Raw genomic sequence first — 12335 nt, 5'->3', positions numbered from 1 at the left:
TTCTTTCCGTATTTGAAATTGATTTTTAATTACGATATTTATATAAAGTAATTTTAATAGGAGCAGTAATAATGACAGATAGGATGAAAATCTTCTCTGGTAGCTCGAACCAAGAACTTTCGCAAAGGATTGCTGAATATCTTGGAATAAAACTATCGAATATTGAATTGAGACGATTTAGCGATGGTGAGATATCTGTAAAAATAATGGAAAATGTTCGTGAAGTGGATGTTTTTATTATTCAATCAACATGTTATCCTGGCAATGATCATATAATTGAACTACTTCTTATGATTGATGCTGCTTATAGGGCTTCTGCTCGACGTATTACTGCAGTAATACCATACTTTGCTTACGCTCGTCAGGATAGAAAAGTTGAACCCAGGGTTCCAATCTCTTCTAAGGTTATATCGAACATAATACAAACAACCGGAGCTAACCGGGTGCTCACTATGGATTTGCATGCTGATCAGATTCAGGGTTTTTTTGATATCCCTGTTGACAACCTTTTTGGTTCAGCGATTGCCATTGATTATTTTAAAGAAATGAATGATGATGAAAAGGTGGTAGTATCTCCCGATGCTGGTGGTGTTGACAGGGCTCGCTTTTTTGCAAAGCGTTTGAAGGCTGGTTTAGCGATTATTGATAAGCGGAGGGAACAGGCAAATGTCTCTGAAGTTATGCATGTAATAGGTGATGTTGATGGAAAGAGTTGTATACTGGTTGACGACATGATTGATACAGGCGGATCCATATCTGGTGCAGCACGGGCTTTAAAGGATAATGGTGCAAATCGAGTCTACTGCTACGCAACACATGGCATCCTCTCTGGAAAAGCATATGAAAAACTAAGGGAAGCCCCCTTTGAGGAGATTGTTCTAACAGATACAATACCAGTTGATAAAATAAAACAATTATCCAATATGCATATACTTTCAGTTTCCAAGTTATTTGGGGAGGCAATACGTAGAATTCACAATGGAGAATCAGTGAGTTCTCTATTTGTTCAATAATTTCTTGTCATCGGAAAGAGCAATGAGAGTAAATGGTGTTCATTATAGAACCATATGGATGGAGGATTCAACCATCCATATGATAAATCAACCGCTCCTACCGCACCGATTTGAGATTATTGAGGTAAATAACCTGGAGGCTTTAAAAGACGCTATAAACAACATGACAATCCGCGGCGCGGGCGCAATTGGCGCTGCAGGCGCTTATGGTATAGCTCAGAGTGCGCTTAAGTCAAGCGATGAGGATCTATTTGAATGCATTGAGATGGCTGCTAATGAGTTAAGAAATACTAGACCTACTGCTCAAAACCTTTTTACAGCTATAGATATGATGTTAGATGAGGTGAGAGGGGAAGAGTATCCCCGGAAGGCGCGAATGAAATCCGTTGAGGCGGCAAAGAGGTATGCTGAAATGGATGCTTTGGCTTGCAAAAGAATAGGGGAATATGGAGCAACCCTATTAAAGGACGGCGTAAGAATATCCACTCATTGCAATGCCGGATGGCTTGCCTTTGTTGACTGGGGGACTGCTCTATCTCCAATATATTATGCAGCAAAGGAAGAGGGAAAAAGGGTTTTCGTATATGTGGATGAGACCAGACCAAGGTGCCAGGGATCGAGGTTAACCGCATGGGAACTTAAACATGAGGATATCCCACATACTATTATCGTTGATAATGTTGCAGGCGCCTTGATGTGGCAAGGGGAAATCGATATAGTTATTGTAGGGGCAGATAGGATAGCTAAAAATGGAGATATTGCCAATAAGATTGGCACATATTCTTCCGCTGTGGTTGCGAAGGAGAATGGCATCCCCTTTTATGTCGCAGCCCCAGTATCAACAATAGATCCAAATTGTCCTTCCGGGAAATCTATCCCAATTGAAGAGAGGGATGAGAGTGAGACTTTGTATATGTTTGGGAATGACGAGGGAGGGAATATTTCCAGGATAAAAATATCACCTGATGGGTGCAGCGCTCTCAATATTGCATTTGATATAACTCCTGCTGAGTATATTTCAGGTATAATCACTGAACGGGGCATATTCCCAGCAAGTGAGAGGGGATTAGCAAAGATATTAAAGGAAATCGACTAATGATGAGCAAAAGAGATAGAATAATTATTGGTAGTGATCATGGTGGATTTAAACTTAAAGAGGTTATTATCGAACATCTTAAGGGAATAGGATGCAGCGTTGATGATTTGGGTTGTTATTCCTCTGAATCCTGTGATTATCCTAAAATTGGGAGTGAGGTTGCGAGGAGGGTGGGTGAGGAAAATATAAGGGGAATTCTAATATGTGGAACTGGTTTGGGTATGAGCATTGTAGCAAACAGGATACCTGGGATTCGGGCGGCTCTTTGTCATGATGCATACACTGCTGAGATGTCCAGAAGACATAATGATTCTAATATCCTAGTACTTGGAGGGAGGGTTACGGGTGAAAGTGTTGCCATTAATATTGTAGACACATGGATCAACACGGAGTTTGAGGGTGGTCGTCATCAGAGGAGATTGGATATGATTGAAAAGAATAACAAATACTAGGGGGCAAGATGAAGTTCTTTATTGATACTGCAAATGTGAAAGAGATACGAGAAGTAAATAAATTAGGAATATTAGATGGAGTTACCACTAATCCTACTCTAGTAGCCAAAGAGGGGAGAGATTTTAAAGATAATATTCGAGAGATAAGTGAAATAGTTGATGGCCCTATAAGTGCTGAAGCCGTCAGCCTGGAAAGTGATGGCATGATAAATGAGGCGCGAGAGCTTTCCAAAATCCATAAGAATGTTGTAATAAAGATCCCCATGACACAGGAAGGGCTTAAAGCTGTAAATGCATTGTCCAATGAAGGTATTAGGACAAATGTTACGCTCATCTTTACACCTTGTCAGGCTATTCTCGCAGCTAAGGCAGGGGCAAGCTTCGTTAGCCCATTCGTTGGTCGGCTTGATGACATTGGAGAATATGGGATGGGCATTGTTGAAGAGATAGTTGACATATATAATAACTATTCCTTTCAAACTGAACTAATAGTCGCCAGTGTCAGGAATCCTCATCATGTAAAATTAGCAGCGTTAATGGGCGCTCACATAGCAACAATACCATACAAGGTTATCATAGCTATGTTTAAGCATAATCTCACTGATATTGGCATTGAACGATTCCTAAGGGATTGGGAAGGGATTCCGAAAGAGTTCACACAAGTAGTATGATTTATTCCCACGTTGATGGATTTGAAGTATTTAATGATTTCAACATTGAGCTTTTCTTTTCCTTGGATAAAAACCACTTCATAGCAGTATCGAGCGACTGCATCATCTTTGACTTATCATTTGGAAGAATTCCATCAATGTCTCCCATATAATAATTCATTGCAAAATCATTCCCAATGAGTTGCGAAGTTACGTCGAGTCTCTCTATGAGTTCTTGCACCTCCTTGATAAGGGAGACTATTGACTGAACTGTAAACTCGCCATCTTGGCTTTTTTTATAGAGTGGTGAGTTTTGAGCCATCATTAGGTTAAGGGTTCTTAGCCGAATAAAATGGGGATTTATCTCATTTAATACCCTTGCGCTTCCAAGAACATGCTGTTCCCATCTTTCTGATCCTCCCAGTCCAATCATCACATACTCTGAAAGCTCAAATCCAGCCTTCAAGGCCTTCTTGCCGGCAATGATCATCTCTTCAGATGTTGCTCCCTTGTTTATATATCTGAGCAGTTCATCATCTCCGGTCTCAAGTCCAACATGAAGGCGTGTTAAACCTGCCCTTCTAAGAATTTTAAGCTCTTCTAAATGTTTTTTGAATAGAGTCTTTGCCCTGGCATAAATGGTTACTCTTTCCAAATAGGGATAGATCTCATAAAGGAATGATGTGACTTCTGCAAGATCCTTTGTTTTCATTATTAGGCTGTCCGAATCGCCAATAAAGATATTCTTTACAACCCCCTCATCAAGCCATGAAATACCATTATACCTGGCTATGTATCTAATATGATCATCTCGTCCACTCTTTCTTGCGAAATCAATGATCTCATCGGTTAATAATTTTGCTGATTCTATATCCTTTTTTATCTCCTCAACTGTTCTAATCTCCAACTTAGTACCCATGTACATATTGCAGAATTCACATCTTCTCCAAGGGCAGTTCCGTGTTGCCCTTAGAAGGAGACTGTTGCATTCACTAGGAGGTCTAAAGGGAGGAATCTCATAGTTGATCATGTTTCATTCACTTTTGAATATTCTTCTCTCTATATATATGTCTTATAATCATTGAACTATATCTAAAACCTTTCCTCAGGTATCGATACTAATCAGACAACAACTAACGATAGGAGCCATTACTGAAAAGCAGGATTCTATGAAACAGATTTAGGAAAGACCTTATCTTAGGTAGATTTAATAGACCATAATAATCAAATGTCAAGAATTATAACGAATTTATGGATTACTGAAATATATAGCATACTATTAGGATACCTCCTGTTCGTTTTTGAATTTCAATAAATATTATTGCAAAATGCAACATGATTTATTATTTCAGGTCAATTCTCTATTAAAATCTTTTGATCTATTATGATATGAAATTACTCAATGCTATCCAAATTTTTTTCCCCCTTGATTATGCTTGTATTATTAAAAATAATCAGTATTCTTTCATGTAATCTCATATTTTGTAATCATTATTCCATTTTGGCATGTTTTTTGCCGATTAATAAGTCTGAGTATTGAAAAATTTTCAATCTATGCGAATAATGACAGCATTTTGCCTTAGTGATAGAGTTAATGAGAATCAAATTAATGTTAGGATTTGTCAACTAAGAGCAATAGGCTAAAAGAAAAACATTATGCTATGCAAGTAGAAAGGTCGAATTATTTATGCTTAAGATGTTATTATTCAATAACAAGTATATATTTAATGTCTAAAGTAACAAAGGAGGTAAATGATGAGGATAGCAGTAACAGCACAGGACAATGGTTTTAATGCATATGTTGACCAAAGATTCGGGAGGGCAAAGTGTTTTGCAATTATTGATATTGAAAACCGTGAAATCAGAAATATTGATAATACGCAGAATCTCAATGCTAAGGAGGGTGCCGGTATTCAGGCAGCACAGACAATTGCTAATAATAATGCAAGCGTCCTTATAACAGGAAACATTGGCCCAAAGGCATATAGAACGCTGAATTCTGCTGGTATAGAAGTTTATATTGGAGCAAAGGGTACTGTGGAAAAGGCAGTTGAAAGCTATCTAAATGGACAATTAGAAAAAGCAAGTTCTGATCTTGTAGATGGTGGTTGGTAGTTTTCATAAGAAAACATTATACATAAGAAAAAGGTGAAAAAAATGCAGATGGGAGTAAACAAGACCCTCATAATACACAGGTAAAATTATTGGGTTTATTTCGATTTTATCCTTATTGTTTTGCAATAATCGCTTGTAATCGACTAAAATCAGTGTCAATATTATAGAATTCAACATATTACGATTATATTAGATATGTCAAATTATATAATATATCAAATCCGCGTGGAAGTATGCTAGAAAAAGTACCGGTTTACATCCTTTCTGGGGGCAAAAGTTCCCGTTTTGGAGAAGATAAAGCAAAAGTCATATATAATAATAATCCATTGATAGTACATATCGCACATTCAGTTGAAACTATTGCAAAAAAAATAACAGTTGTGGCAGATAAGGCTGACAAATACGATTATCTTGGATTAAGGACAATCGAAGATGAGATAAAGGATTTAGGCCCGATAAGCGGATTGCACAGAGCTATCTCAGATATGGAAGAAGAGGGATGGCTCTTTCTAACATCATGCGATCTTCTCGGTATTAGAGATGAATGGCTGAATATGCTTATATCTGCGCCTAGGGGTGAGTATCAAATAGTCGCCTTCCGTGGGGAATTTTGGGAGACCCTCTTTACTCTATACCATATATCAGTCTTCAATGCGGTTAATGATGTTATCTCCAAGGGGAAATATGCCCTATGGCGGATTTTCAACTATGTAGATTGCCTCGCCCTCTCATATCCGGATAATTGGAATGAATCCATGAATATCAATAGGCCTACTGATCTTAGAAAATTTGGCTCCCTGAAAAAGGTATAGGAAGGATGATTAAAAAATAATTGACATATAGGTGTTAATATTAGAAAAGTAAACAAAATATATCCAAGGTTTTTTTCACAGAATTCATTAATCCTTAAACATTTAACACCATGTGGTTAATGTAAATTATTTAAGCGCATCAGAATTTCAATAGATTACAAAAATGTAATTTACAGCCATAGAATTTCTAAAAAAATACAAGGAAGTTTTTTTTAGAAATTATCCGAACTAAGCTGCTAGAAGACCCATGGAAGGGTTTACTTATTGAAATTTACTAAAAATTGCGCCAAAATTCTATCTCAGCTAAATGAGAGATACTCATTTAGGGATTATTATTTGTATTGATATATCTCCGTCAACTGAATATCAAAGGTTAAAAGAGGAATCTAATCAACATAATAATCCATGACTGGGTTATCATATTATATAAATAAAAGTCATTAGATTGACGAATATGGGTTGATGGAGGAATATTTGGGAACACCAATAAGAAATAAAAGAATCAAAATATCTCCAAATAATACAATAAAATTTGAATATTCAAATAAAAATATAGTATATCACGATTACTATGAATATATGTCAGCCCCAATTGTGGTGTTTTCTACAGATTACCGCATTGAGTATATCAACAAATCCGCAGAAAATTTTTATTCCCTAGACCGAAATGAATATATTGGTAAAACGTGTTATCAATTAGAGTGTAAATCCACTGGAGTTGCTGGTGAATGCCCCATATCTGAGGTGTTACTAAAGGCAAATCCCATTGACATGAAGGTATCAAATCATCTTGGAATAGTGAATTGTCATATTCATGCCTTTCCATTAACGGATGGTGAGGGGAATATCCTATCAATTGTGGTTGAGGATTTTTCTAAAATAGCAACCGCTAACTCACAAGCCATAAAATTAGAATCGCGTTTTAGGAATACAGTAGAATTAGCGGCTGATGCAATTCTTGTAATTAATCAAGATTTTATTATCGAGTTTGCCAATTCTGCTGCTGTTACAATGATTGACGAATTGTATGCAGAGATAATAGGTGTAGATTTCAGGGAATTTTTCCATCATGAGGATGTAATTAATTTTCTTTATAAGGTTTATAATGGCGATGGTAGAAGCGATAGCCTCTGTTATTATTCCGAAAAAAGCGTACTTTTCGGCAAGAAAAATCTGCATCTTGTTGAGATGTGTGTAACGAAAACAGAAGAGGCTGAAGATCATAAAACGATGTATGTGTACCTTCGTAACATAACTGAGGAAAAAAAGCTGCAAAATGACCTCAAGCAGACGAATGAGTTCCTTTGGAATCTAATTGAAAGCTCTGTTGATGGCATTATCGCTGCAAATATGAAGGGGAATATTATTATATTTAATGATAGCGCTGAAAAACTTCTTGGTTATAAAAAGGAAGAGGCAATAAATAGCGTCCATATTACAAAGATATATCGTCCCGGTGTTGCAAAAGAGGTTATGAAGATGCTTAGAAGCGAGGAATATGGCGGGGTTGGCAAGATGGAGACAATCGAGTGGAAGGCAGTCAGCAAAGATGGAGAAGAAATTCCATGCAATTTATCAGCTGCACTAATATATGACAAGGACGCTAATGAGGTGGCCAGTGTTGGTATCTTCTCTGATTTGAGGGAGAGTAAACGGATGCAGAAAGAATTAGAGGAGACTCATCTAAAATTGGTGCAATCAGAAAAGATGTCAGCTCTAGGTAAACTTGCCGCGGGTATTGCTCATGAAATCAATAATCCCTTAGGCGGGATAATGATGTTTGCTAACATGATGCTCGAGGAATCGGATGATGTTGATGATAGGAAGGAGGATATTAAGCGAATCGTATCTGAAGCTGCAAGATGTAAGAATATTGTAAAGGGATTATTGGAATTTTCAAGACAGACTGATTATAAAATGACCTTGGTCGACATCAATCGGTTACTTCAGCAAGGCATGTCCCTTTTGGAAAATCAGGTTATTTTTCATAATATTAAGGTGGTTAAGGATTATGACATGAACCTGCCTCCTGTGAGATGTGATAGCGCAAGGATAAATCAGGTTTTTATCAATATTATACTGAATGCTGTAGATGCTATGGGTAAAAAGGGAACATTTACTCTGAGAACAAAATACCAGAAGGAGAGGGGGAGGGTTGATATAGAGTTTACTGATACTGGTCATGGAATACCGGAAGAAATAATACCAAAAATTTTCGACCCATTTTTCACAACAAAGGAGGTTGGTGAAGGAACGGGTTTAGGTCTCAGTGTATCATATGGGATAATCAAAGACCATGGAGGAATAATAGAAATTCGCAGCAGGGTTGGCATGGGGACTACATTTACAATTAAACTGCCTATAAATGAATAATCAATTTTAGTTAGGGGGGACAAAATGGGTCTTATCGATAGCCTTCAAAGCGGTAATTTTGTGATCATTGCAGAGATTGATCCGCCAAAGGGCACGGATACGTCATCGCTTCTTGAAACAGTCAATCACCTAAAAGGGAGAGTTGATGCCCTTCTTGTAACTGATATGCCGAGTGCAGTAATGAAGATGGGTTCTATTGCCACCGGCTCTTTTTTGAAAAATCAGGGTTTTGATATTATTGCAAATATTACATGTAGAGACAAAAATGTAATTGCACTACAATCAGATATACTCAGCGCATCCTTTATAGGAATTGAAAATATATATATTACAGATGGGGATGATATAACATTTGGTGATCATCCACATGCGAAAGCAGTTAACGAGGTTACCGCTGTTGAATTGATTTCTATTGTAGCAGGGATGAAAAATGGTGTAGATCATAATGATAATACTCTTGATGGAACGCCCAAATTAAATACTGGAGCATATTTAAACTTTAATACCTCAGAAAAAATTCTAATCGATAAAATTGAGCATCTGCGTAAACAGGATGTTACATTTTTTATCACTGATGCTGTTTTTGATCTTGAGGCATTTGGAGATTTTAGCAATAAAGTGAAGCATCTCAATATTCCCATTATTGCTAACATGATATTATTGAAATCTGCCGCGACTGCAAGATTTCTTAACAAGCATGTGAATGGTGTGGATGTTCCAGACAGCATAATTGAAAGGCTGACCTCTGCTGGAGATAAACAAAAGGAGAGTATGGCCATAACAGCAGAGCTTATAAATGGTCTTAAGAGTCTTTGTAATGGGGTAAATATTATGGCCATGGGTTGGGAGGCTAAGATCCCTTACTTTCTGGATGCTGCGAAGGTATAGATAATATTTCATATTTATATTTAAGGAGGATATCAAACATATATTAACCCACAAAGCTTTGCCAATGCTTAATGTTTCATATACTTTTCTGACTTTCAGGGTAGATGATTGATTGACAAAGAATAGTGGCCTACACAAGAACCGATCGAATTGTATTAACTTATAGTGTAAGCGACCTTTCTATAAAAATTTGGACAGCAATCGAATTGCATATTATATAGGAGATCCGCTTATGTTTTATACAATCAGTTTGTATGTATCATTGGTAATTTTTGGGCTTGGCTTGCTCTATAAATTATCAATATGGTTCACTCGAAAAATAGGCAAAGATGCCGAGGATATTACTGCTTCTAAAAGAATTGCCACTGCCTTTGCAGGCATTTTCACTACTCTTTTTAGCAGTAAATTCTTCACACTCCTAAAGGTATTTTTGCTTGACGTAATACTGCAGAGAAAACTCCTAAAACAAGACTTCCTGAAATGGTTAATGCATATATTTATTTATTTTGGTTTCCTGCTTCTCCTGTTTATGCATGCCATGGAAAAAATAATAACCTCAAATCTCTTTGATGACTACTATTCAACCCTCAACCCGTTTATGTTTTTAAGAGATCTCTTTGGTCTTTTGGTGATTTTGGGGATTTTGATCGCAGTCTATCGGAGGTTTATTCTCAAAGTGCCCCGCCTTTCGACAAACGGGATGGATGTGTACGCTATCATAATAATAATTATTATCATATTGTCAGGCGTTCTTCTCGAAGGAGTAAAGATAACATCATACTCCAGATACCAGGAGATGGTTGAGGAATACAGTTCAACAGACGCTAAAGATGATTTGCAAAGCCTGGAGTTGTACTGGATAAGAGAATTTTTAATTGTGCCACCTATAGAACCCAAGGAATTTGATGAAGCTACTCTCCGTTTTGGTCAAAAAATGCATGACGAGAATTGTTCTGAATGTCACTCAAATCCCAAATGGGCCTTTACTGGCTACATAACGGCTGGTATTATTAAACCCGTTGCTCATGAACTGGATAAGTCCAATATTAGAACCTTTTTACTATATATCCACTTTATTGCCGTCTTTATGGCTCTTGCATATCTTCCATTTAGCAAGATGTTTCATATTATCACAACTCCAATCAGCTTGTTAGTGAATTCTGTAATTAAAGAGGATGGAGAAAGCAATCCTGCCAACATTGCAACAAAGCAGGTCATGGAACTAGATGCATGTACTCATTGCAGCACATGCAGCCTTCGTTGTTCAGCATTAGCCGCATATCTAATGACGGGTAATTCAAATATACTACCATCAGAGAAAATAACCCATATCAAGGCGTTAATAAATGGTAGAAAAATGACAGAGGATGAGATGGTGAGCCTTCAAGAGGGTGTTTACATATGTACTAATTGTGATCGATGCACTGTTGTTTGTCCTTCAGGGATTGATCTCAAAAATCTCTGGTTTCAAGTAAAGGAACAACTAATACATAATGGACATCCCACATCGCTCGTTCTCTCCCCCTTTTCATTCAGTAGAGGACTAATGAGAGATAGAATAGATTTAGAGTATTATTCAAAGCCAATAGTTGCTTCAAAAGCAGATCTAACAACAAAACTTGAAGAGATTAAAAATGAAAAACCGGTCATCTCCCTTTCCAAGCTGGACAGAGACTTTCTAACAGAGCTTGATCTATCAATCGTTGCGGGCACATACACAAAATGCTTTAGCTGTAGTACATGCACTTCCTCATGCCCAGTAGTCAGTAATTATGAAGAACCATCAGATGTTTTGGGTTTACTGCCTCATCAAATTATTCATTCTGCCGCCCTGGGTCTCAAAGAGATTGCAATGGGATCAAAGATGCTGTGGGATTGCCTTACCTGTTATAAGTGTCAAGAGAACTGTCCACAAGGAGTCCGCGTTACAGAGGTGTTTTATAAACTAAAAAATATGTCGAAAAGGGGCGCCAATAGCCCTAATGTAGGTGTAGATAAAGCGAAATTAGCTTAGGATTACAATATAAATGAGGATAATATTATGAAATATGCGCTATTTCTCGGATGCACGATACCAGCAAGGTTAAAACAATATGAGACCTCAGCCAGGGCTGTCTTAGAAAATCTAAATATTGAGCTTATAGATATCCCTGATTTTAACTGCTGTGGTTATCCGATAAGAAATTTCGATAATGATTCATATCTTCTATCTTCAGCCAGAAATATTGCTATTGCTCAATCACAGGATTTGGACCTTCTAACTCTATGCAAATGCTGTTACGGAAGCCTCAAGAATGCAGAGCATACAATGAAAGAGGATCCAGATAAACGAGAAAAGATCAATGTCTATTTAAAATCTGAAGGGTTTGAATTCAAGGACGGTATTGAGATTAGACATATGCTTTCTGTTCTGTACCATGATGTTGGGATTGAATCTCTAAGGGAGAAGATAATAAAACCTTATAAGAATATTAACATAGCCACTCATTATGGCTGTCATGCCCTGAGACCCAGTGATATAGTTAATTTTGATGATCCTGTTAATCCATCACTCTTTGACCAACTTGTTGAAATAACCGGAGCAAATAGCATCAATTGGTCCAAGAGATTAGATTGCTGCGGCGCTCCTCTTCTAGGTGTAAATGATGAGCTATCAATGGATATTATGGAGGAGAAGTTGAGGAACGGAAAGGATAGCGGCGCTGATTATCTATGTGTAGCCTGTCCTTACTGTCATCTCCAATTTGATCATGGTCAAAGGATGATGATCTCAGATAGAGATTTATCCGAAAGTCTTTCATCTCTGCTATATACACAACTTCTCGGTCTCTCTATGGGAATAGAATCTGATTCATTACAAATTGAATCCAACGAATTTGATATTAGCGGTATTAGGAATTATTTATAACCTGTAATATTTACAAGAAAGTGATTAC

Annotated in this window: 11 protein-coding genes; 10 read left to right on the top strand and 1 reads right to left on the bottom strand. The window is 37.2% G+C overall.

Translation table 11 applies throughout. From position 1 onward, the window contains the following. Window positions 1-71: 71 nt before the first annotated feature. The 4 genes from SVZ03_05725 to fsa are packed head-to-tail and all read left to right on the top strand — an operon-like array spanning window position 72 to window position 3232. Window positions 72-1013, top strand: coding sequence for a ribose-phosphate pyrophosphokinase (locus SVZ03_05725; protein MDY6933710.1), 942 nt, complete (start codon window positions 72-74; stop codon window positions 1011-1013). A gap of 22 nt (window positions 1014-1035) precedes the next feature. Further along, window positions 1036-2109, top strand: coding sequence for an S-methyl-5-thioribose-1-phosphate isomerase (mtnA, locus tag SVZ03_05720; GenBank protein MDY6933709.1), 1074 nt, complete (start codon window positions 1036-1038; stop codon window positions 2107-2109). A 2-nt stretch (window positions 2110-2111) separates the two neighbouring features. Further along, the gene (gene rpiB, locus SVZ03_05715; protein MDY6933708.1) at window positions 2112-2561 is read left to right on the top strand and encodes a ribose 5-phosphate isomerase B; all 450 of its coding nucleotides are present in this window, start codon (window positions 2112-2114) and stop codon (window positions 2559-2561) included. A gap of 8 nt (window positions 2562-2569) precedes the next feature. Beyond that, window positions 2570-3232: a fructose-6-phosphate aldolase gene (gene fsa, locus SVZ03_05710; protein ID MDY6933707.1), complete on the top strand. Its 663-nt coding sequence runs from the start codon at window positions 2570-2572 to the stop codon at window positions 3230-3232. 1 nt (window position 3233) lies between these two features. Here fsa and SVZ03_05705 read toward each other — a convergent pair whose 3' ends face one another. Further along, window positions 3234-4241, bottom strand: coding sequence for a radical SAM protein (locus tag SVZ03_05705; GenBank protein ID MDY6933706.1), 1008 nt, complete (start codon window positions 4239-4241; stop codon window positions 3234-3236). Window positions 4242-4963: 722 nt separating this feature from the next. Here SVZ03_05705 and SVZ03_05700 point away from each other — a divergent pair. The 6 genes from SVZ03_05700 to SVZ03_05675 all read left to right on the top strand — a co-directional run bounded on the left by SVZ03_05700 (window position 4964) and on the right by SVZ03_05675 (window position 12307). Beyond that, window positions 4964-5326, top strand: coding sequence for a NifB/NifX family molybdenum-iron cluster-binding protein (locus SVZ03_05700; GenBank protein MDY6933705.1), 363 nt, complete (start codon window positions 4964-4966; stop codon window positions 5324-5326). 233 nt (window positions 5327-5559) lie between these two features. Further along, window positions 5560-6138, top strand: a complete 579-nt coding sequence (locus SVZ03_05695; GenBank protein ID MDY6933704.1) for a molybdenum cofactor guanylyltransferase — start codon at window positions 5560-5562, stop codon at window positions 6136-6138. Between the two features lie 474 nt (window positions 6139-6612). Next, a complete protein-coding gene (locus tag SVZ03_05690) occupies window positions 6613-8511 on the top strand; it encodes a PAS domain S-box protein (protein ID MDY6933703.1) in 1899 nt (632 codons plus the stop codon). A 24-nt stretch (window positions 8512-8535) separates the two neighbouring features. Further along, on the top strand, window positions 8536-9399 hold the full coding sequence (locus SVZ03_05685; protein ID MDY6933702.1) for a methylenetetrahydrofolate reductase: 864 nt from the start codon (window positions 8536-8538) through the stop codon (window positions 9397-9399). A 232-nt stretch (window positions 9400-9631) separates the two neighbouring features. Then, the gene (locus tag SVZ03_05680; GenBank protein ID MDY6933701.1) at window positions 9632-11413 is read left to right on the top strand and encodes a 4Fe-4S dicluster domain-containing protein; all 1782 of its coding nucleotides are present in this window, start codon (window positions 9632-9634) and stop codon (window positions 11411-11413) included. A gap of 27 nt (window positions 11414-11440) precedes the next feature. After that, window positions 11441-12307 (top strand): CoB--CoM heterodisulfide reductase iron-sulfur subunit B family protein, encoded by an 867-nt coding sequence (locus SVZ03_05675; GenBank protein ID MDY6933700.1) that lies wholly within the window; start codon window positions 11441-11443, stop codon window positions 12305-12307. Window positions 12308-12335: the final 28 nt, after the last annotated feature.

Source organism: Spirochaetota bacterium, assembly GCA_034190085.1.
Lineage (GTDB): Bacteria > Spirochaetota > UBA4802 > UBA4802 > JAFGDQ01 > JAXHTS01.
Note: the sequence above shows the minus strand (reverse complement) of the source record. Positions and strands in the feature narration are given on the sequence as shown.

What these genes read in the sequence shown, in the direction of transcription:
- mtnA (MDY6933709.1), top strand. Translation starts at nt 1,036, where the DNA reads ATGAGAGTAAATGGTGTTCATTATAGAACCATATGGATGGAGGATTCA.
- SVZ03_05725 (MDY6933710.1), top strand. Translation starts at nt 72, where the DNA reads ATGACAGATAGGATGAAAATCTTCTCTGGTAGCTCGAACCAAGAACTT.
- SVZ03_05695 (MDY6933704.1), top strand. Translation starts at nt 5,560, where the DNA reads ATGCTAGAAAAAGTACCGGTTTACATCCTTTCTGGGGGCAAAAGTTCC.
- SVZ03_05675 (MDY6933700.1), top strand. Translation starts at nt 11,441, where the DNA reads ATGAAATATGCGCTATTTCTCGGATGCACGATACCAGCAAGGTTAAAA.
- SVZ03_05680 (MDY6933701.1), top strand. Translation starts at nt 9,632, where the DNA reads ATGTTTTATACAATCAGTTTGTATGTATCATTGGTAATTTTTGGGCTT.
- fsa (MDY6933707.1), top strand. Translation starts at nt 2,570, where the DNA reads ATGAAGTTCTTTATTGATACTGCAAATGTGAAAGAGATACGAGAAGTA.
- SVZ03_05700 (MDY6933705.1), top strand. Translation starts at nt 4,964, where the DNA reads ATGATGAGGATAGCAGTAACAGCACAGGACAATGGTTTTAATGCATAT.
- SVZ03_05705 (MDY6933706.1), bottom strand. Translation starts at nt 4,241, where the DNA reads ATGATCAACTATGAGATTCCTCCCTTTAGACCTCCTAGTGAATGCAAC.
- rpiB (MDY6933708.1), top strand. Translation starts at nt 2,112, where the DNA reads ATGAGCAAAAGAGATAGAATAATTATTGGTAGTGATCATGGTGGATTT.
- SVZ03_05685 (MDY6933702.1), top strand. Translation starts at nt 8,536, where the DNA reads ATGGGTCTTATCGATAGCCTTCAAAGCGGTAATTTTGTGATCATTGCA.